30 protein-coding genes and 1 pseudogene are annotated in these 25,496 nt (G+C 34.0%); 23 read left to right on the plus strand and 8 right to left on the minus strand.

The features are described from left to right. Positions 1 to 183 precede the first annotated feature (183 nt). From CVT17_RS09245 to CVT17_RS00365, 7 genes are all read left to right on the plus strand, one after another. Positions 184 to 666: a Cj0814 family flagellar-dependent secreted protein gene (locus CVT17_RS09245; protein WP_230853294.1), complete on the plus strand. Its 483-nt coding sequence runs from the start codon at positions 184 to 186 to the stop codon at positions 664 to 666. A gap of 18 nt (positions 667 to 684) precedes the next feature. Beyond that, the gene (locus CVT17_RS09250) at positions 685 to 1,335 is read left to right on the plus strand and encodes a hypothetical protein (protein WP_230853295.1); all 651 of its coding nucleotides are present in this window, start codon (positions 685 to 687) and stop codon (positions 1,333 to 1,335) included. 105 nt (positions 1,336 to 1,440) lie between these two features. Further along, on the plus strand, positions 1,441 to 3,195 hold the full coding sequence (locus CVT17_RS00345) for a response regulator (protein ID WP_103612478.1): 1,755 nt from the start codon (positions 1,441 to 1,443) through the stop codon (positions 3,193 to 3,195). A 91-nt stretch (positions 3,196 to 3,286) separates the two neighbouring features. Next, positions 3,287 to 4,468: a Cj0814 family flagellar-dependent secreted protein gene (locus tag CVT17_RS00350; RefSeq protein WP_107858797.1), complete on the plus strand. Its 1,182-nt coding sequence runs from the start codon at positions 3,287 to 3,289 to the stop codon at positions 4,466 to 4,468. A gap of 13 nt (positions 4,469 to 4,481) precedes the next feature. Further along, a complete protein-coding gene (locus tag CVT17_RS00355; RefSeq protein WP_107858796.1) occupies positions 4,482 to 5,273 on the plus strand; it encodes a cell surface protein in 792 nt (263 codons plus the stop codon). Positions 5,274 to 5,288: 15 nt separating this feature from the next. Further along, a complete protein-coding gene (locus CVT17_RS00360) occupies positions 5,289 to 6,455 on the plus strand; it encodes a Cj0814 family flagellar-dependent secreted protein (RefSeq protein WP_107858795.1) in 1,167 nt (388 codons plus the stop codon). 15 nt (positions 6,456 to 6,470) lie between these two features. Continuing rightward, positions 6,471 to 7,259, plus strand: coding sequence for a cell surface protein (locus tag CVT17_RS00365; protein WP_107858794.1), 789 nt, complete (start codon positions 6,471 to 6,473; stop codon positions 7,257 to 7,259). 60 nt (positions 7,260 to 7,319) lie between these two features. On the opposite strand, the gene CVT17_RS00370 is transcribed toward CVT17_RS00365, so the two are convergent. Both CVT17_RS00370 and CVT17_RS00375 read right to left on the minus strand, forming a co-directional pair. Further along, entirely contained in the window at positions 7,320 to 7,577 is a 258-nt protein-coding gene (locus CVT17_RS00370) for a hypothetical protein (RefSeq protein ID WP_072595340.1), read from the minus strand. 537 nt (positions 7,578 to 8,114) lie between these two features. Beyond that, positions 8,115 to 9,113 (minus strand): Cj0814 family flagellar-dependent secreted protein, encoded by a 999-nt coding sequence (locus tag CVT17_RS00375; protein ID WP_230853296.1) that lies wholly within the window; start codon positions 9,111 to 9,113, stop codon positions 8,115 to 8,117. A 74-nt stretch (positions 9,114 to 9,187) separates the two neighbouring features. Here CVT17_RS00375 and CVT17_RS09470 point away from each other — a divergent pair, with 74 nt between their 5' ends. From CVT17_RS09470 to CVT17_RS09485, 4 genes are read left to right on the plus strand one after another with little or no spacing between them, the layout of a single operon-like run. Then, on the plus strand, positions 9,188 to 10,171 hold the full coding sequence (locus tag CVT17_RS09470) for a recombinase family protein (protein WP_021086466.1): 984 nt from the start codon (positions 9,188 to 9,190) through the stop codon (positions 10,169 to 10,171). A gap of 1 nt (position 10,172) precedes the next feature. Continuing rightward, entirely contained in the window at positions 10,173 to 10,373 is a 201-nt protein-coding gene (locus CVT17_RS09475; protein WP_429807978.1) for a recombinase zinc beta ribbon domain-containing protein, read from the plus strand. Positions 10,374 to 10,379: 6 nt separating this feature from the next. After that, positions 10,380 to 10,775 (plus strand): DUF4368 domain-containing protein, encoded by a 396-nt coding sequence (locus CVT17_RS09480; RefSeq protein WP_009295471.1) that lies wholly within the window; start codon positions 10,380 to 10,382, stop codon positions 10,773 to 10,775. Continuing rightward, a complete protein-coding gene (locus tag CVT17_RS09485) occupies positions 10,717 to 11,031 on the plus strand; it encodes a hypothetical protein (protein WP_009295470.1) in 315 nt (104 codons plus the stop codon). The genes CVT17_RS09480 and CVT17_RS09485 overlap by 59 nt, the downstream gene beginning before the upstream one ends. Before the next feature lie 2 nt (positions 11,032 to 11,033). Here the strand turns inward: CVT17_RS09485 and dcm are convergent, their stop codons facing one another. After that, positions 11,034 to 12,215 (minus strand): DNA (cytosine-5-)-methyltransferase, encoded by a 1,182-nt coding sequence (gene dcm / locus CVT17_RS00395; protein ID WP_021084971.1) that lies wholly within the window; start codon positions 12,213 to 12,215, stop codon positions 11,034 to 11,036. A 102-nt stretch (positions 12,216 to 12,317) separates the two neighbouring features. On the opposite strand from dcm, the gene CVT17_RS00400 reads away from it, so the two are divergent. The 8 genes and pseudogenes from CVT17_RS00400 (at position 12,318) to CVT17_RS00425 (ending at position 16,740) form a co-directional block, all read left to right on the plus strand. Further along, on the plus strand, positions 12,318 to 13,235 hold the full coding sequence (locus tag CVT17_RS00400; RefSeq protein WP_009495139.1) for a type II restriction endonuclease: 918 nt from the start codon (positions 12,318 to 12,320) through the stop codon (positions 13,233 to 13,235). 77 nt (positions 13,236 to 13,312) lie between these two features. Then, positions 13,313 to 13,666: a cupin domain-containing protein gene (locus tag CVT17_RS00405; protein ID WP_009295467.1), complete on the plus strand. Its 354-nt coding sequence runs from the start codon at positions 13,313 to 13,315 to the stop codon at positions 13,664 to 13,666. A 500-nt stretch (positions 13,667 to 14,166) separates the two neighbouring features. Next, positions 14,167 to 14,355, plus strand: a pseudogene (locus CVT17_RS09260) (DUF3847 domain-containing protein); the annotation flags it as partial. Between the two features lie 769 nt (positions 14,356 to 15,124). Beyond that, positions 15,125 to 15,469: a hypothetical protein gene (locus CVT17_RS09265; RefSeq protein WP_009295465.1), complete on the plus strand. Its 345-nt coding sequence runs from the start codon at positions 15,125 to 15,127 to the stop codon at positions 15,467 to 15,469. Positions 15,470 to 15,670: 201 nt separating this feature from the next. Beyond that, a complete protein-coding gene (locus CVT17_RS09490; protein ID WP_009295464.1) occupies positions 15,671 to 15,895 on the plus strand; it encodes a hypothetical protein in 225 nt (74 codons plus the stop codon). Further along, positions 15,849 to 16,208 carry an ATP-binding protein gene (locus tag CVT17_RS09495; protein ID WP_009295463.1) on the plus strand — a complete coding sequence of 120 codons (360 nt, stop codon included), beginning with the start codon at positions 15,849 to 15,851 and terminating at the stop codon, positions 16,206 to 16,208. The genes CVT17_RS09490 and CVT17_RS09495 overlap by 47 nt, the downstream gene beginning before the upstream one ends. After that, positions 16,209 to 16,505, plus strand: a complete 297-nt coding sequence (locus CVT17_RS09500; protein WP_107698022.1) for an ATP-binding protein — start codon at positions 16,209 to 16,211, stop codon at positions 16,503 to 16,505. Between the two features lie 61 nt (positions 16,506 to 16,566). Beyond that, positions 16,567 to 16,740 carry a transposon-encoded TnpW family protein gene (locus CVT17_RS00425; protein ID WP_009295461.1) on the plus strand — a complete coding sequence of 58 codons (174 nt, stop codon included), beginning with the start codon at positions 16,567 to 16,569 and terminating at the stop codon, positions 16,738 to 16,740. 667 nt (positions 16,741 to 17,407) lie between these two features. Here CVT17_RS00425 and CVT17_RS00430 read toward each other — a convergent pair. From CVT17_RS00430 to CVT17_RS00450, 5 genes are all read right to left on the minus strand, one after another. Beyond that, entirely contained in the window at positions 17,408 to 19,000 is a 1,593-nt protein-coding gene (locus CVT17_RS00430) for a relaxase/mobilization nuclease domain-containing protein (protein ID WP_107858791.1), read from the minus strand. A gap of 47 nt (positions 19,001 to 19,047) precedes the next feature. Then, positions 19,048 to 19,377 (minus strand): plasmid mobilization protein, encoded by a 330-nt coding sequence (locus CVT17_RS00435; RefSeq protein WP_107858790.1) that lies wholly within the window; start codon positions 19,375 to 19,377, stop codon positions 19,048 to 19,050. Between the two features lie 365 nt (positions 19,378 to 19,742). Then, positions 19,743 to 20,030 (minus strand): type II toxin-antitoxin system RelE family toxin, encoded by a 288-nt coding sequence (locus CVT17_RS00440; protein ID WP_107858789.1) that lies wholly within the window; start codon positions 20,028 to 20,030, stop codon positions 19,743 to 19,745. Further along, positions 20,020 to 20,271, minus strand: a complete 252-nt coding sequence (locus CVT17_RS00445) for a type II toxin-antitoxin system Phd/YefM family antitoxin (RefSeq protein WP_103609401.1) — start codon at positions 20,269 to 20,271, stop codon at positions 20,020 to 20,022. The genes CVT17_RS00440 and CVT17_RS00445 overlap by 11 nt, the downstream gene beginning before the upstream one ends. A gap of 82 nt (positions 20,272 to 20,353) precedes the next feature. Then, on the minus strand, positions 20,354 to 22,324 hold the full coding sequence (locus CVT17_RS00450) for a site-specific integrase (protein ID WP_230853297.1): 1,971 nt from the start codon (positions 22,322 to 22,324) through the stop codon (positions 20,354 to 20,356). 693 nt (positions 22,325 to 23,017) lie between these two features. Here CVT17_RS00450 and CVT17_RS00455 point away from each other — a divergent pair. From CVT17_RS00455 to tssJ, 4 genes are all read left to right on the plus strand, one after another. Continuing rightward, positions 23,018 to 23,260 (plus strand): hypothetical protein, encoded by a 243-nt coding sequence (locus CVT17_RS00455; RefSeq protein ID WP_159070455.1) that lies wholly within the window; start codon positions 23,018 to 23,020, stop codon positions 23,258 to 23,260. Next, positions 23,253 to 23,741, plus strand: coding sequence for a hypothetical protein (locus tag CVT17_RS00460; protein ID WP_107858787.1), 489 nt, complete (start codon positions 23,253 to 23,255; stop codon positions 23,739 to 23,741). Before CVT17_RS00455 ends, CVT17_RS00460 begins: the two co-directional genes overlap by 8 nt. A gap of 82 nt (positions 23,742 to 23,823) precedes the next feature. Further along, positions 23,824 to 24,522, plus strand: coding sequence for a hypothetical protein (locus CVT17_RS00465; RefSeq protein ID WP_107769945.1), 699 nt, complete (start codon positions 23,824 to 23,826; stop codon positions 24,520 to 24,522). 506 nt (positions 24,523 to 25,028) lie between these two features. Further along, positions 25,029 to 25,496 (plus strand): type VI secretion system lipoprotein TssJ, encoded by a 468-nt coding sequence (tssJ, locus tag CVT17_RS00470; protein ID WP_054195914.1) that lies wholly within the window; start codon positions 25,029 to 25,031, stop codon positions 25,494 to 25,496.

The raw sequence follows: 25,496 nt of genomic DNA on the forward strand, positions 1-25,496 counted from the left end.
TTATAAAAAGCGGTACATTTTTTCAGGATTGATTTATTTTACAAGATGCTTTCTATAAATTTGCTTTTATTTTTGCCCATAGGTAAAATTTTATTTCAAAGCGAGCAAACATAAATTTATCTCGCTTAAATTTTCGGCACAACTTTTGCTTACTCTTTGAAGCTAAATTTCAAGGAGTAAGCTATGAAAGTCTCTTATAACTCCATCTTAACAAAACAGCACTACCAAAAACAGACAAAAAGCGAAGGCTTTGCAAATTTCTTGCCTAACACTCCAAATATAAATTCGATCAGCCAAACCACTACTCCTAAAAATGACTTTGTTTCATCTAGCGCTATCGACTCTCTTTATCAGGCTAAATTTACTTCACAAGAGGGTTATGGATATAGTGTAGATGCTAAAGGATTTATGGGAGCTGATTTTAACAAAGCAGCAGGCTTGCCACAGGACTTTAAAATCCACAAAAGCACGCTTGATGCGATAGTGCTGCACAATCAAAAACACCCAAACTTTACAAATTTTTCAATGAATACAAAAAAAGATAATGTGCTATTTGGAGAGGATAGCTTTGCAAATATCGATCTAGCAAATACCATCAAACAATACTATAAAATTTTTGATCAAATTTCAGCTGGAGTGATCAGTAAGGGTAAAGAGTTTTACTAAAATGAAGATCTAGCAAAGATGCCAAAGGGCTACTTTTCAAAAGATAAAAAAATAGAGCATTACGAATACCTAATGGGTAGGATGTCAAGTGATGAACTAGATGGACTAACCGATAGGAGCAATGAAAAGATAACTCATATCTTTAGAACGACTCAAGACGTAGAGAATGCACGCAAGCTAATAAATGATCTAAGCGATATAAATGTAGAAGTTAATGGAAATTTCCTTGACTTTTCTCCAGAAGTGATGACAACTGAGCATACTATCCCTTATATGTGGGTTAGTAGTGCTGGGTATGACTTCAAGCCTGATATGTCTGTATATGATAGCGAACAAGGCTATACAAAGGAGCAAATCTTTGTAGCATTTTTGAAAAACGAGCAAGGTCTTGTGCTGCAAGGTGGCACAACAAGGATAACTGATGAGGCTCTTAGTGTATATAAAAACTATCAAATAATTACAAAACAAGATAGAAGTGAGATAGGCATACCAAAGGCTTATTATGATGAGATACTATCTGGCAAGAAAGATCTAAAAGATATACTAGCTAGGATTTTAAAGCTTAGAAATTTAGAGCTTAAAAAAGATCAAACGCTTGAGGGACTAGCAAGCAAGATAATGGATGTTTTAAAAGAATTTGATGAGAGGACGAAGGTAAGAGAGCTTTAAAAAATATAACATAGTAGGCATTCGCTCTAAGCCCTTTTGGCTACCATACTACTAAACATTTTTTACTTTTGCCGATATAAGCTATATATTTTAAAAGGATTTAAAATGATGGTAACACAAAATTTACAACCCATAAAAATAGATTTGCCAAAAAACATGATCCACTCAAGGCTACTTCTTGGTGTAGATAGAGTGCAAACTTTAGACAACACAAATTTAAAGTCTGAGCTTAAAGACATCGCTACTAAGCTTATCTCAAATAGCACTTACTCTATCATCCAAAGCGCCAGCACCAGTGGCGTGAAGTCAGACTACTCTAAAACAGATATTGGGCTAAATCAAGCTTTTTCTTATAGAGACATCGAGAGGAGAAACTGGAGCAAAGAAGACTTTGAGAACAAGTATCTATTTGGACAAGATGCCTCAGCGCTAAGGAAAGTGGATCAAACTAGCACCTATTTTTCATCTATAAATTCAAAAACTCCCATTAAGCCCATTGCGGCAGCAGATACTAAATTTACAAATTTAAATGACTATGCCTATGAAAAAACGATAAAAACCTCACTGGGTGACGTGGAGGTCTTTTTGGATCTTTATGACGATAATGACAAACTAGGCATAGGCAAACTAGATGCAAATGGATTTTTATTTAACTTTGATAGCAACAAGGACGGAGTGATAAATTCTGGTGATAAATACTTTGATAAGCTAAAGGTTAGAGGCTACGACAAAGACGGAAATGAGAAAATTTTCAAACTAAGCGAAGTTGTAAGCGAGATAAACCTTAACGACTTTATTAAAAAAGATATTAGAAATTTAAGCCATGAGGCTATGGACTTTGCTAGCAAGAACACAGTTGATTACAGAGTTAGTTTAAATAACTCAAACCCTTATACTCTATTTTCAGCCGAGTATCGCTACCAAAAGATAGGCAAAGAAGAGACTAATAAATTTTTTAAAGACCATGCAGACCAAGACGGCTGGGTAGATCTTAGGGATAATAAGATATTCAACGAAGAGAGCGGCTTAAACAATTTTGCCTATGAAAAAGTTGGCTTTGACGGAAAGAAAAGGCTTAGCGAGTTTAACCCTATCATAAAACCTACTGGGTCTAAACAAGATGAGAGTTTTTCATACGCAGGCTATCAAAAAGATAGCTTTATGAAATTTTATAACGACTACCAAAAAGAGTCTAGCGCTCACAGCAAAGATGTAGAGTGGATAAGCAAAAATTTAAAAGAAAATGATGTAGAAGACGCAGATGATCTCATCTCAAAGCTAAAAACCACAAAGTCATCTTATATGATCGCTATGCAGAGTGAGTTTGAAAAAGCGACTGGGCTTGAGTTTAGCCTAGAAAATTTAGAAAGAGTAAAGCATGCTTTTGAGAGTGATACGAGCAAGGCAGCAGCTGCTCTAAAGGACACAGACAGCGTAATAGCTATGAAGCTAAACAAAAATGGCACGATTACGCTTAAATTTGATAGTGGAAGAGAGCTAGAGGTAAAAGAAATTTATAACGACACTGGCAAGCTAATAAGCAAAGATGACAAAGACAGCAAAAGAGCAAGTATAAATTTAGATGCTAAGAGCATGAATGATGTAGAGCTAAATAGACTTGACTTTAAAGAGATAGGCATAAAGCAAGATGATAAGATATCTAGCCTAAAAGAGCTTGGGGCAAAGCTAGTTAAAAACCTCTCTGATAAATTTACAAGTAAATTTCTAATCGGACTTGAAAATGGCAAAAGTATCACCACCAAAGAAATTTACAACATCACCTACCTTGAAAATGACCTAAAATTTAAAGAACTATCTAGCAAAGATAGGCTTTACAAAAAGGTAGATACAAGAGTTTAGGAGTAAATTTATGCATACTAGAAAGCCTTGGCGAAATAAATCTTTTCATAAAAAAGACGATATCTTTAGCATGAAGCTAAAAGGATATTAGATGATAAACGCACTTGGTAGCTACCCCTTGAATTTAGAGCAGAATATAAAGGTATCAACCAAAGCTTCTACCAACCAAACCAGCTCTCTAGTTTTAGGCTATAAGGTAGATAAGGATGGCTACTTTACAGATGAGTTTAACAAGCAAGCTGGAATTCCAAGTGATTATAAAATTCACTCAAGCACGCTGGAGTCATTAGTCAGGATAGAGACGCAGCCTGACTATATGCAAAGGGCTTTTGACAGCATCGATATACTAAAAACAGTAAATAATGCCTACAAAATCCTCTCCCAAGTCGTTGGCGAAGACACACTAAACTCAAAAGATAGCTTTAGCTTAGATGAGATAAGAAATTTCCCTCAAGGCTTTTCTTATAACCGCCAAAGTATGCAAGTAACCAAAATCCATAACTCCATTCATGAATTTGGCTCGGCTGCGGCTGATTTTAACGGCAAAGAGTCAAATAAGCAGATGATAAGCACGCTCTTTTTCAATCCAAGCTTTAATGGCGGAGATGGCAGGCAGCCATTAAAGCCAACAACAGATATCTTTAACAACAACAATGGTGGCAAAGAAAATACGGTCATTGGTGTATTTATGGATCCGCATGGAGAGAAATACACTAATAAAGACGGCTCAATAACCAAAGGCGGACTTATAGCAGCCGTCATAAACAACAACCTTGATGTGAGAGAGGGCGAGACAACAGTACAAGGCAAAAGAGAAGGCTATGATAAGAGCATAGATAGTAAAGAATTTAATAGAGCTTTTGAGCTGTTTGATCTAATGGGTGAGATGAAATTTGGACCTGGCTTTATAAATGCTACCGATAACGATATAGCAGGTATGCCTAAATATATGCAAGATCATATTAGGTCTAAAAGAGACTTTATCTATATCGACTTACAAAGTGGCTTTGTCAGCACTCCTAAAGATAGACGTAGGGGGTATGAAGAAGACGAACTATCATTTAAAAAGATGATGGAGCATAATCTAAAAATGTTAAAGCTACTCTTTGGTGAGATAGATAAGGACGGCAAAAAGAGCAAGGACTTTATGGATAGCTTTTTGAAATTTAGCATGCCGCCTTTAAATTTAGTAAAAGAGCTAAATGAAAACCCAGCTGGAAAACATCTAGTAGATATGCTTGGTATAAAAAGAGATGTTGATATAAAGGCGTAAGGGGGGGGCTGAAATGATAACTAGCATAAACGGACTTAGCAACACATCGATACAAGAAACCACTATCCAAAAAGAAAATATCCCTAAAGATACCAAAGATGATGAAAAGGCCAAAATAGAAGCTTTATGGTATGGTCCAGTTGGAAAGAGCATAAAAGAGATTATTGACATAGACGAAAATGAAGATAATTGGGTTGCAAAAACGATAAGCAAAATAGATAATATGCTTTCTAAGCGTTACAATACCGAACAAGATCGCAACGCCATGTCGATGAAACAGCCAAAAACTTTAGAAGAAGCAAAAGATCAAGTCCTTATAATGTATTCTGATATATTAAGGGAAAACTCTGTTGATGGCAAGCCAACCATGATGGGCAAACTAATAGGTCTTGGCACAAAAGAAGAGGAGGCTGACCTAAGAGCTTTTATGGATAGCATGTCTTCTCTTTATCCAAATGAAAACAAGGAGTCGCTTAGTCTTTTAGATAGAACCGACCTAAGCATAGATGAATTTAAAACATTATTTGCCAAAGCAAGAGAGAAAGCTACAAAGGATGTTGAAGAACAAAGAAAGCAGATAATCAAAGAAGAACAAGAATACAATGCAAATTTTGCCAAAGAGCAAAGTGAGAAGAAATTTAAACCTATGCAGGTTAAAAAGAAGTATGAGACCTATGATATAAACAAGGATCAGAAATTTATATATGCAAGAGAGCTTTTAAATTTCAAAGAAAAAAGAGGCATAGACGTCTTAGAGCTTATGCAAAAGATAGATAAGAAGCAAATTTTAAATAAGATGGTTTAAATTTAAAGGATCAACATGATAAACGCACTTGGTAGCTACCCCTTGAATTTAGAGCAGAACATAAAGGTATCAACCAAAGTTGCCACCAACCAAACAAGCTCAGAGGTTTTAGGCTACAAGGTAGATAAAGATGGCTACTTTACAGATGAGTTTAATAAGCAAGCTGGCATCCCAAGTGATTATAAAATTCACTCAAGCACACTAGAGTCGTTAGTAAATGTTGCAGAAGGAACTTCATTTTTTAGTCGAACCTTTAAAAGCATAGATATAGCAAAAACTGCTGGCAATGCCTACAAAATCCTCTCACAAGTAGTCGGCGAAGATACATTAAATTCAAAAGATAGCTTTAGCTTAGATGAGATAAGAAATTTCCCACAAGGCTTTTCTTATAACCGCCAAAGTATGCAAGTAACCAAAATCCATAACTCCATTCATGAATTTGGCTCGGCTGCGGCTGATTTTAACGGCAAAGAGTCAAATAAGCAGATGATAAGCACGCTCTTTTTCAATCCAAGCTTTAATGGCGGAGATGGCAGGCAGCCACTAAAGCCAACAACAGATATCTTTAACAACAACAATGGTGGCAAGGAGAGTGTGGGAAGTGGTGTTTTTATCGATCCACACGGCGAAAGATACACAAATAAAGATGGCTCTATAACTAAAGGCGGACTTTTAGCAGCTGTTCTAAATAGCAACCTTGACGTCAAAGAAGGTGAAACCACCGTTTTTGGAAAGAAGCAAGGCTTTGATAAGAGCGTAGATAGCAAAGAATTTAGTAGGGCATTTGAGCTATTTGAGCTTATGGGTGAGATGAAATTTGGAGCAAATTTCAACAAAGCAAGCGACTCTGATCTAGCTGGTATGCCTGAGTATATGCAAGAGTATGTTAAGTATAAAAGAGACCTTGTCTATGTAGATCTAACGACTGGGTTTGTCGGTAAGTATTCAGATGAAGAAGACGAACTCTCATTTAAAAAGATGATGGAGCATAATCTCAAAATGCTAAAGCTACTCTTTGGTGAGATAGATAAGGACGGCAAAAAGAGCAAAGACTTTATGGGTAGCTTTTTGAAATTTAGCATGCCACCTTTAAATTTAGTAAAAGAGCTAAATGAAAACCCAGCTGGAAAATACCTAGTAGATATGCTTGGTGTAAAAAGAGATGTTGATATAAAGGCGTAAGGGGGGGGAGTTAAAATGACAACTAGCATAAACGGACTTAACAACACACCGATACAAGAAACAACTATCCAAAAAGAAAATGCAAAAATGTCAAAGGAGCAAGAAAAGGCTCTAATAGATAAACTAATGCACAAACCACTTGTAGAGGTATTGCCAAAATTTATTGATATAGATGAAAGTAAAGAGGGCTGGATAACGGATACTATAAACAAGATAGATACTATGCTTTCTAAGAAATATGATTTTACTATCGAGCAAAGACGTGCGCTGATAGCAAAATATCCAGAAAACATGGAAGAGCTTGAGATTAGTGTCTTACAAGGACACATGGACTGGTTACTTACCTACTCAGTAGATGGCAAGCCAACAATATCTGGACTGATGGTTGGTCTTGGCACAAAAGAAGAAGAAACAGAGTTAGAGAATTTTATGCGATCACTACCTGATGATGCGATGTCAAGTAAAAAAGGCTCTGCTCTACTTAGCCGAGCAGATCTAAGCATAGAAGAGTTTAAGAAGCTTTATAGAGAAGATGTAGAAAAAACTACAAAAGAGCATAAAGAATTTCTAGCCAAACTACACAAAGAAGAGCAAGAATACAATGCAAATTTCGCCAAAGAGCAAAGCGAAAAGAAATTTAAACCTATGCAGGTTAAAAAGGAATACGAGACTTATGATATAAATAAGGATCAAAAATTTCTCTATGCAAGAGAGCTTTTAAATTTCAAAGAAAAAAGAGACATAGACGTCTTAGAGCTTATGCAAAAGATAGACAAGAAGCAAATTTTAAATAAGATGGTTTGATAAATGAAGATAGCCACCTTATTTATTATAGAAAACATTGATTGCTTTAAATTTGACCATCTATGCGGTTTTATCCACTTTTGTATTTGCGACTTTTTCTAAAATTTCAAATATGCTTTCGCCATTATCAAATTCAGTTTTTATAAATTTGTAAAATGCTTTAAATTTCTCATCAGCTTGCATATCATAAGTTTTAAATTTTTTAGTTACTTGCATAGGCTTAAAGGTTTCTTGTTTTTGTGTATCAGTTTGATTATCTTGTTCTTCATGATCGCTTTTTTGATCCATTAGTCTATCATCACCAATCTCTTGTGGCATACTACTATTTATAACTTTAGAATACCTCTCAATAAATTCATCTACACTTATATTAGACGACTCGAGAAGCTCACGACCCTCATTACTAAAAGACAAACCAAATCTTGCTAAAGTTTGACGTATCTTTTGTCCTTCTAAATCATTATCTGATGTTTTGCCCCAAATGGTTTTTTGTTATCATTGTAGAATTTAAAAGGTCCAGTAAAGTTTGTGCTATTGCCCATCACTTTCTTATAATTAACTCTACTTCCTTCAAATAGTGAATCGTTATTTAGATTTGGCGAATAGGTTATATTATTAAGCATTGTTAAGGTCTCACTTTGTTTAGATATTCCAGCATCTCTTTCATAGGTTTTAATGGTATTAATTTGCATTAGAGCATATTACCACCTATCCAGCAGTGCTGTTTTATACACTAACACACATTCAGCTAAAGAATATGAATTCAACCTACTTAGGTTTAATGCTTTTATGGGCTAGAGTATAATCAATAACTAAATCGACCTTTTAATAATTTAGTTTATATATGGCTTATCTCTACACAAAAGTCTTGCTGATAGCGCTTATCCTCTCACTCCAAGAATTTGCTAGAGAATTTATATCCTCGCCAGTTGGCTTAAATTTCTCATATTCGTTTGAAGTGACACTTTCTGTACTAGTGTTCTTTGATCTTGCATACATTAAAAGAGTTAGCTCTTTAAGTCTTTCTTTTATGAGCGCTTTTATGCTCTCACTATCCTTACCCACTTTTTCAAAATCCACAAAGTACTCTTTATGCTCTCCAGTGCTTGAGATATCATTTAAGGCAGCGCTGCTTAGCTTAGTCTTTGCACTATCACTTGGTAGCGGTCTAGAGCTGTGCAAAAATCCCATAAAAAGAGCTTCTTTGCTGTAGCCTTCATCTGCTTGATATACCGACATATCAGGGTTAAAACTAAACTCATCACCTGCTTCGCTCATCGTAAAATCAACCTCTTTTACTATGAGCCTAACACCTGCACTTGAAAGCTCTTTGCTAAGAGTTTTGGCGCTATTTAGCTCATCGGCGCTAGAGTAGATGTTTGAGATAGTAGAGTTTGATAGATCTTTTAGCAAATGTCCTTTGGCATCATAGTGAGTGCCTTTTGTGCTGTAACCTTTTGGTGGTTTGCCTATATCTGCAATGGTGTAGCTCTTTTTATCATCGCCTAAAGTGCTAGACGTCATTTGATCAAATAGTCTGTAGTAGTGCTTTATAGTATCGGCCATATCGATGTTATCAAAGATCTTTATCTGCTCGTCCTTGCTCTTGATACGGTTTACCACATGGTTGCGCTCGGCAAATCGACTAAGCTCATCAAGCGTACTTTTATGGATTTTAAAGTCATGTGGCAAGCCTGCTGCTTTGTTAAAGTCAGCTCCCATAAAACCTGCTTTATCTACTGTGTAGCCGTAAGCTTGAAGATCACTGAAATTTAAAGAGATGAGGCTGTTTTGAGAGGGAATAGTATAAGTAAATTTAGCTGGCTCTTGGAGTAATAGAATTAAGGAGAACACTTAATCACTATATTAGTGAAATATGTACTTCTTAATTCTTTTTTATTTAAGAAACTAAGAGAAAGGGGGTAAAAATGAGGAATTATGAAAAGATAACAGCACTCTATGAGAGATTAAGTCGTGATGATGAACTTCAAGGAGAAAGCAATTCTATTGTAAATCAAAAGAAAATCCTTGAAGAATATGCAGGTAAAAATAATTTAAGCAACATCATACATTTTACAAATGATGGAATAAGCGGAACACAGTTTGATAGACCGGGCTTTATGGCAATGATGAACGGAGTTAATCAAGGTAATATAATAGGTTGTATAATCGTAAAAGATATGAGTAGACTTGGCAGAGACTATCTTAAAGTCGGTCAATGTATGGAAATCTTAAGACAAAAGGGAGTTAGGCTCATTGCTATCAATGATAATGTAGATAGCTTTTATAGAGAAGATGATTTTACCCCTTTTAGAAATATTATGAATGAATGGTATACAAGAGATACTTCAAGAAAAATACAATCTACATTCAGGTCAAAGGGGGAAAGCGGAAAGCATACGGCAAGCTCTCCACCTTATGGATATATCAAAGATGAAAAAGACAAAGATAAGTGGATTGTAGATGAAAAAGCAGCGGAGATAGTAAGGAGAATATTCAATCTGACCATGCAAGGCAATGGTCCGTATCGAATAGCAAAGATATTGGAAAGTGAAAAAGTAGATATACCTGCTTACCATCAGCAAAAATTAGGATATGGACTACATCAAAGCAAAGTGTTTGAACATCCTTATCGTTGGTGCAGTTCTACAATTGTAAGTATCTTAAAGAAACAGGAATATTTAGGTCATACTGTAAACTTCAAAACAAGAAAGCATTTCAAGGATAAGAAAAGCAAATATGTATCTGAAGAAAACTGGCTGATATTTGAAAATACCCACGAGGCAATTATAGACCAAGAAACCTTTGATAATGTGCAAAGGATAAGAGGAAATGTAAAAAGGTATCCCGATGGTTGGGGAGAATATCACCCTTTAACTGGGCCTTATGTATTATGCAGATTGTGGCAGTAAAATGTATGTTCATAGAACAAGTAATTACAAAAATATTCCCTACTACACTTGCAGTGCTTACACGAAAGTACCCTGTGGAACGCTTTGTCCATCTACTCACAGGATAAAAGCGGAAGCAGTCTTAAACCTTATACAGGAAACCTTAAAAGACATTAAAAAATATCTTGATGAAGATCACGAAGCCTTTATCCGTTCCATTTAAAATGAAATGGAAGAAAAGGAAAAAGTAGAGATAGAAAAGACAAAAATAAGATTAATGGAAAGTAAAAACAGGCTTCAGGAACTTGAACGATTGATGTGCCGTATTTACGAAGATATGATACTTGAAAAAATACCAAGTAATAGATATGAGATACTTAACAGTCAATATGAAACAGAGCAAATAGCTTTAAGCAAAGAAATTAAAGACTTAGAGTTTGCAATATTAAGATATGAAAAAGAAACAGATAAGGCGAAAAAGTTTATATCTCTAATAAGCCGATATGAAAATTTTGATGAACTTACAACTACAATGATAAATGAGTTTGTAGAAAAGATTATTGTTCATGAAAGGAATAGAAAAAGTAGTCAAACATCAAAGCAAAAAAATAGAGATATATTTTAATTTTATCGGTAACTATGAGCCACCAAAAGAAGAATTGACTGAAGAAGAAGAAAGATTAAAAATTGAGGAAGAAGAGAGAAAAATCAAGGAAAGAAAAGATAGACTTCATCAAAACTACTTAAAGCGTAAAGTAAATGGAAAACAACAGGAATATGAGGAAAGGTATAAGGCAAGGAGAGAACAGAGAAAACAAGAAAAATTAAAGGTTCTGAAAAGGGCAGGTATACAAGTTAATAAGTTAGAAAAAAGAGATTGAAGTTAGTTAATCTCTTTTTTAGTACAGGTATCAAGTATATCAATTATGTTATTTGCAATTGCATGGATAACAGTAACGGCAACAGAATTACCAAACTGTTTGTAACTTTGAGTATCACTTACAGGAATGATATAGTTTTCGGGGAAGCCTTGAAGTCTTGCAGCTTCACGAGGTGTTAGTTTTCGTGGATTTTTTCCTTTTTGCTCAATAAGTATTTCACTCCCGTCTTTATAATATCTTGCAGATAATGTATTTGTATAAGGACTGTTTTCATTGAACAATGTGTAACCAAATCCATTTCCCTTTATTTTATGTTCTTTCTTTCGTCGTTGATGACCTTGCCAAAGTGCATTTGAAATGGTGTATTTAGTATCAACATTTTGCTCTAAAATATTTCCCACAGAAACATCTGGGCAGGGAGGAATTGGAAAAGAAAAATCTTTATAGTTATCTATTTTATCCTTATCAAATCCAACAATGTAAATACGCTCTCTATTTTGTGGAACACCGAAGTCTTTTGCTTTAAGTATAATAGAATGAACATCGTAGTTTAAATCCTTTAATGTTTTTTCTATTGTTTTATAGGTACGACCTTTATCGTGAGATTTTAGGTTTTTGACATTTTCAAGAAGAAATGCCTTAGGTCGTTTCTCTTTAATAATTCTTGCAATTTCAAAAAATAATGTTCCACGAGTATCTTCAAAACCAAGCTTTTTACCGGCTTGACTAAATGCTTGACAAGGAAAACCACCGACAATAATATCATGATTAGGAATATCTTTTTCAGATATTTTTGTAATATCTCCAAAAGGAGTTTCACCAAAATTTGCCTTATATGTTTTTACTGCAAATTTATCAATTTCACTACTGAATACGACATTTGTTTTACCTGTTTGGTAAAATCCAAGCCTTGTACCACCAATTCCGGCAAATAAATCAATGATTTTATAGGGGGCATTTTCATTATTGGGGAAAGGTACTTTTTCAGGAAATGATAAAATATGTTTCAGCTCAATGGACGATGGCTGACTTTCTCCATTTTCCCATCTGCGAATTGTCCTATCTCCGAATTTGGACATACCAACAGCATCAGCTAATTCTTTTTGAGTCATTTGTAATCTGATACGCTTATTTTTTATTAAAATAGCAGGGGAATTATCTATGATTTGTGGTATAATATTCATATATATTCTCCTTTTTATATATGTTATTTCAAGGACTAACTGTCCTCTATTTGACACTATTGTACCATATAGAAGAAAATTTTTCAAGAAAGGAAAAGAGTTATGGCAAATATTTCTCTTGATGAATATAAAAACTTAGTTAAAGAAAAAAGGAAAGAAGGCTTTAAACAGCCTTATGACTTAGTTTATGATAATTTTATTACATTAGGATACGACAAAGTCCCTAAAGAATTCTTTTTAAGTAATGCAAGTGAAGTTGTTGAAAAACTTAGAAATAGCTGTTGGAGTGAATTTCAGCCATTAGAAAAAGACTTTACTTCAAAAATGCTAAAAGAGTTAGTTGATGATGAGTATATCAAAACTCTTACACCAATAGAGGCAATTACTTGGTTTGTGGAAGAATTTCCGGAACATATATATGCTTTGACTTTGTCAAATACTCAAAGTAGGAGGAGTAGAGCAGGTAAAGAATTTGAAAGTATTATAGAACTCATTTTGATTGGTGCAGGGATTCCACTTGACAGTCAAGGTAATATAGGTAAACAAGAGTTTGTCAATAAAGGTCTTGGTAAATTGGTAGATTTAGTTTCTCCGGGTGTTTTAGAATACATTGTAAATAAGAGAAATACTGTCTTAATTAGTGCAAAAACCACATTAAGAGAAAGATGGCAAGAAGTACCTGAAGAAATGGGAAGAACAGGTGCAAGAGAAATGTTTTTAGCAACTCTTGATACTTCTATTAGCTCTGATGTATTGAACACTCTATATGAGGCTAATATACAAGTTACAACAACAAAAAATATAAAAGAAACATATTATTCCGATAATGAAAGGGTATTAACCTTTGAAAAGTTGGTTGAAATATGTTTAGACAATGTTTCTCATTGGAAAAATTTCAACTACACAGTAGAACAAAATGAGCAAATGATAGAGCTTATCACTAAGCAAATTGAAAAACACCAAAATCATAAATTTGTAGAAGAATATTATGATGAGAGATTAAAAAACATAAAGAAGTAGACAAATTAGAATTTGTCGGTATATCATTAAATCGCATTTTTTCGATTAAACTATGGAATACAAAGGAGCAAATAATCATGAGCGAACAGAGAATCTATTGCATGGACCTTGTAAAAAAAGAGGATCCGGAAAAGGCTGTCAGAACACCGTTTTATCAGACAGAATCTACAGGCGGATCGGTCTGGGTTATCAAACCCGGTCAGACATTGCAAAAGCACTATCACCACAATTCCGACGATATATGGATCGTCCTTCAGGGAGAGGGAATATTCTACCCCCAGCCTAATGAAGAGGTTCCATTCAAGAAAGGCCATGTCATAGTATCGAAGAAAGACTCCTGCCACGGAGCAAAAAATACTGGAGATGAGGATATCATCTTTGTAAGTATAGTAGCACCTGTCCCTTCCGACTATGATCCTATAAACGAGTGACAGGAAAATAAAATTCCCGTTTGACAAAGGATTGTGATTATACTTGAGAAAGAAAAATGTTTATATAACATTGGGATACATAGCTGTATATCTGGTGATATATTGGTGAGAGCAACTTGATTGGTTGGCTATTTACTAATATTTCAACTGGTGAGCATAGTTATTTATATGGTTGGTTGCTCAGTAGTAATCTGTTTTGGTATGCACTTGCGATTTCTGCGCTTCCTTCTCTTTGGGGTAAGTTTAAGTTTTCGGCTGTTACTACGGCGGGATTTATTGTAGGTATTGTAGCAGGCATAATCGTTGAGAAATACAAGAAGTAAGTCAAATTTCAGTTTGTCGAGCTGAATAATACAGATTCAAGACGATAGAAAGTAAAACATCTATCGTCTTTTCTTATGAAAAAAACTTGAAAGGAGATGAAATTTATGGACAATAAAAACAGAATTAGAAAAAGTAAAAGAAAAGATTGAAAGCAAGTAAGAAGAAAAAAATATGAAAAGAAACTATCTCAGCTTAAAAATCAGGAAAAGAAAATCAGAAAGCAAACGAGCCTTGAAGAAAGAAAAAAGCGAAACCATAGATTGATAGAGCGAGGAGCAATCTTAGAAAGTTTAATTGAGGGAGCAAGCGAGAAAAGTAATGAAGAAATAAAGGCTATTTTGCAAAGAGCATTTCAAAAAGACTAAGAAACGCAAGGACATAGTATAATTGTAATTCCCTTAGATTTTCTAAGGGCGCAATTATACACCCTTTAGGTGTCCTTGCGACCTGCGGTGCTTTTACCCTTGCGGGGAGCAAAGAAAAAAGCCGAAGCATTTTTCCGTATTAAAGGCAAAAGACAACTGAATATAATTCATTCGCTTTTTTATCATCAAGGGTAAAGCACATTCACTATCGCTCACCCTTGACAATAAAAATTTGAAACAGATAGCTTACATTAAGCCGACATACTGAAACAACAAAAGTTAAAAGTATAGTCGGCTTTTTCTATTGTACCGTTTCAAAACGCTCATTCAGTTTATAGAAAAGCAAAAGTATTTTTAAGACCGACATCTAAAACAACAAAAGAAAAATAAGAAGATGACAAATGCCACATTCCCAAAATGGGAGTGTACCTAAATCAAAGACAGTACTAATCAAAGGGGGTAGTGAAACACGACTTCCTTAAAAGATAAAAGGAGTAACGATTTGTTGCTACATTTTCATAACAAAAGATAGGAGAGAAAAATGGCAGATAAAAGGATGTTTTCAATAAAGATAGTGGATAGCGACTTATTTTTGGATATGCCATTAAGTAGCCAATGCCTGTATTTTCATCTATCTATGAGGGCAGATGATGATGACTTAAAAATTCTAATTACAAAAGGTTTTGTAATTGTCTTTTAAAGAGGGGTTATAGTCATTACCTATTGGAAGATAAATAACTACATCAGAAATGACAGACGAAAAGAAACGATGTATCTTGAAGAAAAGCAAAGTATAACGCAAACGGAAAATGGAGCATATATCAAGGTTGAAAATCTTGGTATACCAAATGACAACCAAGTGTCAACCGTTTGTCCGCATAGTATAGTTAAGGGTAGATTAGATAAGAGGAGAATAGAACAGGTTGCCCCGGTGTCCCTTTATGGAGAGTATCAAAATATTCATTTAACCGATGAAAAATACCAAAATCTAAAAGATAGGCTGAAAGGTCATACAGATACAATGACTGAAAAGCTATTAAGATATATCAAAAGTAAAGGCACAGACTACAAAGACCACTATGTAACAATCCTTAATTGGTATGAATTGGTATGAACAGGATAAAGAAAAGCTATCACAGAAAAATAATCAAAATAAAAGCCATAGAACCTATTCAACCAACTATGAAGACAGCGACAGCCTATAAAAGGTGTTTTTAAGGGTTTAATCATAAAAGAGGTGTCAGACTATGGTTAAGATAAAAATAAGCCTTAAAAACGCATTATAGAGCCTGATGTAGAAAAGGAGACTAAAATTATGAATGATAAAGAAAATATGATTACTACAAAAATTCAAGGGACAGATTTTATCTACAACAAAGATACTCACTATGAAGAAGACGGACATATCTATTGCAAGATTTGTAATGAAAGAATAGACGGTAAGGTAATTCCGATGTTGGATAAGCCTATGATTATCAGAACGGCTTGTAAATGTGATAGAGATAGAGCTGAACAAGAAAAAACTGTTAAAACAAGATAGGTTGAGACAAAGCTGCTTTATATCCAAAAATCAAATAGCCTACACCTTTAAAAATGCCGATGAAGATACAGATAAGGAAATCATCAAAAAAGCAAAGAACTATGTAAAACATTTTGAAGAAATGAGAAAAGATAATGTTGGACTGTTACTTTACGGAAATGTAGGAAGTGGCAAGACCTATGTAGCTTGTGCTATTGCCAACGCTATAATTACAGAATATAGCCATACAGTAAAAATGAGGAACTTTGCACAGATATTAAACGACTTACAAAAAGGCGGCTTTAATCTTGATAGAAACGAATATATCGAATAGATAACAAGCCCTACCCTACTAATTCTTGATGATTTTGGAATAGAGAGAAATACAGAATATGCCTTAGAGCAAATTTACAATGTAATCAATGCAAGATACCTAAAGGCAAGACCAACCATTATAACTACTAACCTTAATTTCAAAGATATAGAAAAAGAACAGGAAGATATAATGCTTGGCAGGATTTATTCAAGGATAATCGAGATGTGTTTACCTCTTAGGATAACGGGACTTGATAGAAGAAAAATACAGAGCAAAGAAAAGCTGAAGAAAGCACAAAACTTAATAGATGAATGAGAGCGATTGGAAAAGTAAAAAATTCTAATCGCTTTTTAATTGCAAGAAAAGGAATGATGATATGCAAAAAAATAATACAGAAACAAAAACAATAAAGAAGATTGGAAAAACTACCTATGAAGTTGTTGTACATTTTAATAAAAATACTACTGAAACAATGCAAGACAAATTGAAACGCATAATGCTTAGAGAAATTGAGAGTGAAAAACATCAAAAAAATGATAAAAATGATTAGAAAGTCCTTGACAAGTTGTTACAGGTTTGGCTCGCTAATCTTTTCTTTGGTCTTTTGGTTAAAAATATCACTAAAATTTGCAGACCTGCCTTGTTTGTGCTGTTGCTTAGTGTATGAATTTATATTGGTGCTTAAGATGCTAATATCATTCGTGGTTTGCCTCCTAGCTTCTTGCTTTTTAAGTTTTAATTAAAGTAACCATAAAATAATTGACTATCCAAATTTATCAGTCAAAATAAACAAGTGACAAATATGCCAATCACAAAAATTACAAAAATTTACTTTTACTAAGTCATTCTTTGGTGGGACTGATTTAATTCCAGTATGCGCCAAAATTCAATTCAGATATTAGGGCGAGCATACTCTATGTAGCTACAAAATGTTACCATTTGCATCTCCATAGAGGCTCGCAAGGATAGCTTGCCGCTCCCTTGACCCACGCTTAAAAAATATTTTCTTTATTAAAGTGGCCATGCAAGATAGGCTTTTTTTAATAAAAGCTTAAGTTGATTAAAGGCAGCCATAAGAACAAAAATAATTAGACTAAATTATTTTTTATGATCTACAAAATATATTTTAGTATATTTTTAAAATGGCAACGTAACAAATAATGTTTGGAAGTAATAAATGAGATGATTATGTAATAAACTTAGTAGAGTCTCTACGTTTAAAACATATCTAGACTTTGAGTTTTTTCCTTGCATACATCACCCACATGGTGATATATGCTGGCTTTTTGGGAGTATTCACGCTCCTCTATAAATTCTCTACATATTCTTGTAGCATCTTGTGCTCTATCTGTAAGCTCTCGTATGCTTCTCTCAAATTTTGGAATTTTTCTTCTGAATTTTTTAATTTTTCTTCCAAGCAAGATATTGAACTCTCGTACATATCTCTTTGTTGCTGCAAAGATTCCGTTAAGGCGTCGTTGCAATCTTTGTTCAAGCTCTTGACTTTCTTTATTAGCGCTGTCACATTTGTCCGTAATATCACAAGCTCCTTCTCGCAGTCTTGTTGCAAATTCATTATTTCTAATTCGTGTCTGTTCCTTTCGTCTTCGATCATCTTGGTCAAGCGCTCGTTCTCTTCTAGCAATGCTTTCTCTAATGCTGTCATCCTCTACTCCATTTTCATTAATATAAATTTCCTGCGCTCGTTCTCTGTTATCTCTTCGTCTTTTGGAATTGATATGTAATATTCCCTCTGGGTCTTGTCTGCAGTAGGTTGGCTGTATCTCCATTGTTTTGGTATCGCCCAAGCTACTTCTTCCTTTAATATCATTGCGTGCACTACCCAGCCAATTGCTATTCCCAAAATTAGTGCGGTAGCAACTGATAGCGAGATTATCACCGATCTGTCCTTGTGATGCAAGGATATTGTTTTTTGAAGTTCTTTCGACATATCTTTCTTGATTAAATCTATCTCTTTTAACAATAAGCTCCTCAAGTTTTCGCCTATTTTCTCTGCACTCTGCTTGTGTATTTCTATCATGGAATTCTCTAATTCTTCTGCTTGAGCTTTGGCTGAGTTCTCCAAGTCTTTGAGCACTGGTGAAGTCTGCATCGTATATTCCTCCTTTTAGACGATTTTTTGTTTTTTTAGTAGGCAGTATGATCGTTATGCCTTTTTTGTTGATCCTGGTTATTTCGATACCATTTTGTTTAAGAAGTTCAATCATGTGGTCTCTATTTTTAATATAGCCTTGCTTAACCAGATCGTGCAGCTTTTGGTCGAGCTCTTCCAAATTTTTATAATGATTGATGTTTTTCTTGCTAGACAATATAGTTTGCTCTTTTGCTGGATCATCTGGACTTGATAGTCCATACTCATCGTTAATGATCTTTTTAATTAGATCTATTCTAGTTTGATCATATTTAGCAAAATAAGGATTAAATGACCTGTCTGTTTCAAGATCTATCTTAGGGATAAGGAAATTTAACTCAAGCCGTCCATCCTTATCAGAATGCTCTACCCATAATACATTTGTACGTTCAAGCATATATTCACCCAAAAGAGCACGTTCAAAATCCTTAATGATTTTTAGTTTTTGCTCTTCAGTCAAAAAGTCATACTTCTCTTCAAATGATAAAACACCAAAACAGGTCTTTTGTTTATAGGTGATGCCTTTTATAATAGCTCTAGTTAAATTTTCATCACCTTTTATAACTCTTGCTGTTCCAGCAGCTTTTCTCTCATTTAAAAGATAATTTATGCTCCCAAGGCCACCACCAGTATAAGTACGAAGAAATTTAACTAGCATCACTAGTGCCTTTATTTGTATTGATGCAAAGTAAATCAAGCAACATATTATTTACCCAATGCTTCATACACTTTATGTAAGACATCATTATCGTCCGCTATGATCTTGATACCAACTCTATCTAGGCTTTGCCCACTATTTAATTTGGCAGCTATTTGGTTCATGTTTTGTCCATGTCTAGATAGTTCAGCTAAAAGCTCTCTCATAATTGGTGCATAAATCTGCTTAGACAACATAGATCTTAGGGCAAATTTTGAGAAAGTTAGGCCACTTTCTTGTAATTTATCATTAATTACCAACCATTCTGCATTACTTAGCCTAAGTCTTTTAGTTATGACTTTGGTTACCTTGCGTTTTTTTATCTTTTCAGAACTCACGTAAATTTACTCCTAATCCAAGAAGAAGCCACTCAAAAATCCTATGTCATAAAATTTTTGGCAGACTTGCTCTTTAAATATCTTTTAAGGTTATTTTATAAAATTTCACAACCTAAAACAAGGAATTCGGTAGGCTTCAGGCCGCTAAAATGCGTATTTTTTAAAAATACTATGAAATATATAATATAATTTTTGTAGCTTTTAAATTTCTCTTAGAAAATTAGTCTAGTATGAAATCAAGAAAATAAAATAATAAAAATATAGAGGTTGTGCTCATCATAAAAAGAGCACTTTAGATAGGACAAGTTAGTAACATAAAAATAGTTACTAACAAATCAAAGATGACTGAAAGTCTAGCTTTATGCTTAGCTAAATTTATCCTTTAGCATCTCGTATACTTCGTTATTCTCTCTTTTGCCGACAACTAGCACTAACACTACTATCTCACTATCTTTTACTTGATAGGCCAAGCGGTAGCCGACATCTCTTAGCTTGATCTTATAGACATCTTCATAGCCTCGTAGCTTGTCTTTGGTAACCTTTGGGTTTTCTAGACGCTCACTTAGCTTCTTTTTAAACTGCACTTTTATGCTATTGTCAAGCTTTTGCCACTCTTTTAAAGCACTTGGTAAGAACTCTAACTCATAGCTCATCTAGACTTACTTTTACTGGCTTTTCACCACTTACTAGAGCAGCGTCTACTGCTTTGTTTAGATGATACTCTTCTATTATTTCTATCATTTTTTCATAGACAGCACTAGGTACTAGATATGCACTAGGGACATTGTGGTTTAGTATAGCTACGACATTATCTCCAGCTTGTTTTAAAATTTGAGCTGGAGACTTTTTTAGCTCGCTTATGCTAGCTGTGAAATTTGCTTGTATGGTTTGCATTTTTATCCTTTATTTAATACCTAAAATAATACTAAATAAGATATAAAGATAGTCTTAAAAGTTTATGCTTTGAAATTTACTCCTATTCATTATCATACGATACCATCTCTACTTTAGCTTTGAGTGTATTAGCGTTAATAGGCTTGGCATAAGTGTTTAGCAAAATTTTATACTGCTTTTCATGTCCTACTATCTGGGCTATAAGATTTGCTTCGACTTCACGTTGCACTAGATAGTCTATAAAGTAGTGCCTAAAAGAATAGAATGTCTTTTTAGAGTCTTTGTCTATAAACTTTCTTTGGATCTGGCTTCTAAAAATTTCAGAGAAGTCCTTATTGCTTACCTTAAATATATTTCCGCTTTTCTTACTATTAACATATTCTAGCAGGCCTAGATCTATGAGCTTACTATGGATAGGCACAAACCTAATGCTGTTTTTGGTCTTGGTAGTTTTACCATCATTTGTGTTTATGTTAAAGCAGTAAATTCCATCTTTTAAGACTATATCTTCCTTATGAAGCTGTGTGATCTCTTTTATCCTCATGCCACTATAAGCAGCTATCATTGTGACATAGTAAAGCTCACTAGCCTCTATCCTTGAACTTGGTGATTTACTACTTCGTTTGATACTAGTTACTATCTCAAAGATCTTTCTAGCTTCTGATGCTTCGTATGGAAGCACTGCCCTTTCGCTAGGGTCTATGTCTATCTTGACGTTCATTTTTGCAGTTATGCTTTTACCTATATAGCCACTATCAAAGCAGTAGTTAAAAAACTGAATAACCCTTATCATATATTTTTGGATAGTAGGCTCAGAGAGTTTATCGTCCTTTTCTCCTAGCTTAAGTATCTGAGATAAACTTTTATCTTTATACCTACTCTTTTGAGCTAGCTTGGTTGGAATTTTATAAAGAAGATCTCTAAATTCAAGCAAGTTATCTCTCGTGATCCTATAAACTGGCGTATCTTCGTTAAAGTATAAAAATAAGAGCTTTTGTACGCCAGTAACTAATCTTTGCGTATCTGGCGACCACTTGTCAGCTCTTTTAGTGTTTGTCTCAAATATCTCGAATGCATCCTTTAAGCTCTTTTGATCTTCTAAATTTAAAGCTGAGAATTGATTGCTAGAGCCAGATGTCGCTTGCAGTACTTGCCTGATCTCATACTCTTTGGTTATTTTGGCGCTAGGATTAAAAATACTAAAGCTACTATCGTCATCTAATTTGATCTTGATATTTTTTGGTGGATTTGGGTCCAATATAATATCTTCCATGCTTCTATCGCTATTCTTTGTTCTTACTAGCTTTAAATTTGAAGTTGAGCCATACTTTTGATCTAGTATGGCATAAACCGTTTCGCTAATCCTCTGAGCCATAGCCTTAAGCTGTCCATCCGTAATAGGCAAACAACCGCTATCTTCAAGCTCTTTTATATTTTCTTGGAATGAAGCTATGTCCTTAGCGTCAAACGAACTAGGTTTGGCATGTTTGGCTAAGTTATCACTAGAATCATCTTCAAGGAAACAGTGCTCACGCTTGTCATCAAAGAGCACACTGCTCTTCTCAAGCTTTGATACAAGATAGTTAAGTGTTAGTATGTTTTTCTCTAAAAGAGTTTGCCCTATGTTCTCTTTATTCTTGCTACCAAGAGCGCCAGCAGTGTTAGTGATATTACTTATATCCTTAATTAAAATTTGAGGCAGACCGCCATCTATCAAACTTTGTTTAAAGTAGTCATTGAGCGCATTTAGAAATTCTACATCCATCTTCTTATTAAGAAGAGAGTGCTCTTTGATGCTCTTACTAAGCTTTACTTTCATAAACGAATTTACAAAAGATTGGATTATGCTATCACCAAGATTCATGTGAACCGCCCTTTTTATCAAGTAAAGATTGTTGTCTAGAATTTTAGCCCTTTTTCTGGCTTTTTCCAAGAGATTAGTGGATGTGGAGAAGCAAATTTCTCGCTTTTCGTTAAAAAATTTTCTAATGCTTGGAGCAAGTGTGGCTCGGTAGTAATATATACCGTTTCGCTCCCTTAAGTGTTGTCCCATATTTAATAGCCAACCGGTCAAAAATGGAACAGTTTTATGTAACTACTAAGTAAAAATCGTCTAAAGTGCGTATTTCAGGCTTTCAGGAGCTCATATAAAAAATCCTCATAAGCCGGAGGTCGGGAGTTCAAGTCTCCCCCGTGACACCAAAACACACTATTTTAGGCACTAGCAGTGATGCTTTTGTTCTTTCCCTTTCTTTAAAATTTCCTTTAAGAGTGGAACACTTAGTTGCTAAAGTGGGACAGTCTCTTAAAAATTCTAACGATTATAAAGTCATCACCCTTTTAATACCATAAAAATAAATTTGCTTTAAATTCTTGCTTCTATCTTTTATTTTAGGTTACCTTTAAAATACCCCAAGGAATATCCAGCTACTGCCAACTGTTAAGCTTCAGTAAGCTTAACAGTAAAGATGAAGAGCTTCATAGTAGAGCCTTTGTAAAGAATTTTCTTAAAGGCTTTCAAGAAAGCTTTGAGAAAGACTATACCGCATAGCCTTACGTACAAAAAATGAAAGAGGAGGATATAATGACGAAAAAATAAAAGGTTATACGAGTTTGCAAACCGGTGCTAGTTATATAAATTTCAAAAACATAACCGATACGAAAGATCTGGTAAAGACCATAACTCATGAAAACCAAAGATCGATGGATATACAAGATCATAGAGATATAAACAAAAATAGAGATGATGATACTAAGTATGAATCAAATTTCTCAAATTTTGCGAGAAGTAAAGCATTCAATTGGGGCAATATCAAAGCAATGGAGAGATTTCTTAAATACAAAATCAATAAATAGGGAAGATAAATTATTAAATAATATGATAGAAAATGGTGGAAATATTTTTAGACATACAATTTTTCAAGGAGCAAATTATGAACTTCGCAATACAATAAAAGACAATACTATCGGCGGTAATGGTAATGAATGATTTTTTTAATGCTTTCTGGCGAGAATTTCAATATAAAATCGTAGATTTAATCGTATATTTAGCCAATCATCACCCATTAGTTGCTTGGATTATCTTATATTTTTTGGGTTTGCTTGTACTATATTTTTGTTTTAAGTTTATTCGCCATTGTTATATAATCTATAATAAGTCTAAAAATATAAAAATTTTAAAAATAGGTATATCATTTTTTATTCCTATTGTTATTGTTTTTTACTTTCTCGTTAAATTCACAATCTACAAATCAAATGGATGTTTAGTTTATTTTTGCGTCTTTTCGTGGATTTCTACTATTGGCGTGATTTTTTGGGCTTTTCGACCTGAAAAATTTATACCAGATAAACCACAGAATAGAAACCCTAAAAAACAAAAGAAGCAAAAAGTTAAATTTGAAAAAAGTAAGAATTCGTTAAATTTTACAAATGTAAAATTAAAAAATAAACAAAGCAGCGGCGATAAATAGAAATTTTAAAAATATCTTTAAAATAGGAACGACTGAAAGAATAAACGAAAAACTATTAACCAATACTCCAAAGGGAGGAAAGTTGGGTAGCGACGGTATATTAAGACACAACGGTAAAGAGTATGTAGCTCATAGTATGGATATAACGGGAAATAAAGTGATATATCAACAATTAGGTAAAAATAATAAACCGGTAGAGGTTTATAAAATTACTAACGATAAAGGTTATTTAGTGACAGCTTCTAAACCAAAGCTCTCTGCTTCGCAAAGCAGTCCTAGTACTTTAATAAAAGACGCAACAAAAGATATTAAATTTTATGATAGCTCAAAAACCCCGGGTATAGTAGCAGGCGCCACCATAGGCGGAGGTATAGATATTGGATCGCAGTATATAAATAACGGCTACAGTTTTAAAAATATTGACCATACAGAAGTAGTAATAAATGCATTAGGCGGTGCATATGGCGGAGCTGCTAGCGGTTTATTCTCAGCAATAGTCAGAGGTGCTTTCGTGAACTCACCTACTGAGCTATACTCTCAGCTTAAAGATAGATCAAAAGATGTGGATAAAGATAGAGTGTTTAATAAATTATTTTTAGGTGGGGCTTTTGGTGCATTCGGCAATATAGCAGGAAATTTTGGTAAAAACATAAAAGTCGGCGATGGGGATTTGCAGACTGAGGCTGAAAGTATAGTATCGGTTGTGACAGGGGTAGGTCAAGCAGTAGCCGATAGCATAAAAAGCAAAAATGACAAAGATAGAAAGGATAACAAAAAATAAAAAAATTTCTAATTATTTTTTTGGTAGCATATTGTGTATTAGCTTTATAGTAATCCTAAAACTTCTCTTTGGAGAACACTACGGTGACGTTATTTTTGCTGGGATAATCTTGACTAATATATATTACATAATTAAAAACGGTATAAAAAAGAGCGACTTTTCGAAAAAGAATTTGAAAGAAATGGACGTCACGATAGGCGGTATTTCTTTGATACAGGCTATATTTGTATTTATAATGTGGATTGGTTACAACGCCACAAGAGGGTAAACATAAAAGTGGGCGAGTAGAATAAGACCGCGGCTGAAGCTGGAGCAAGTATACTTACTGGAAATAACACAGGTGGCTGTAGATAGTATGATCAATAAATATAATAAAAACGATAAAAAAGAATAAGAACAGATATAAAAGTTTTGTTTAAGAACATTAATTTTAAAATGAGCATCATCTAAATTTTTTAGATATAATTACGCAAAAATAATATTATTAAAATAAGGTAAAGGGACTCATGAAAAAAATATTTAAATTTCTATCTTTTTTAGTATTTATGCTATTTCTTACAGGATGTGCAAAAGATCTTATTATAAGCAATATGCCAAATTCGAATTTAAACTATCATGGCGATAATGTTCCTATAACTATCATAGCTTATAAATTAAGAGATGTGGCTAAATTTAAAGAAGCTAGTATTATCGATCTAGCCGAGAGAAATGGTGAAATACTAGGTTATGACAAGATTGACTCTATAAAAACACAAATTCAGCCAAATACAAATAGATATGCTTTTACAAATGTATATCCTGACGAGGTTCCGTATGTCGGTATTTTGGTACTTTATGCTGATCAGAGCAAGACAAATATCAAGGCTTACAAAGCTACAAAAGAAATAAAAGAAAAAAATATAGTTTTTGAAATAACAAAAAATGGCGTAAATGTTTTAGACGCTAGTAGCTCTAAAATACAAGCAAGCAAATAA

The organism is Campylobacter concisus (assembly GCF_003048775.2).
In the GTDB taxonomy this organism is placed as follows: domain Bacteria; phylum Campylobacterota; class Campylobacteria; order Campylobacterales; family Campylobacteraceae; genus Campylobacter_A; species Campylobacter_A concisus_I.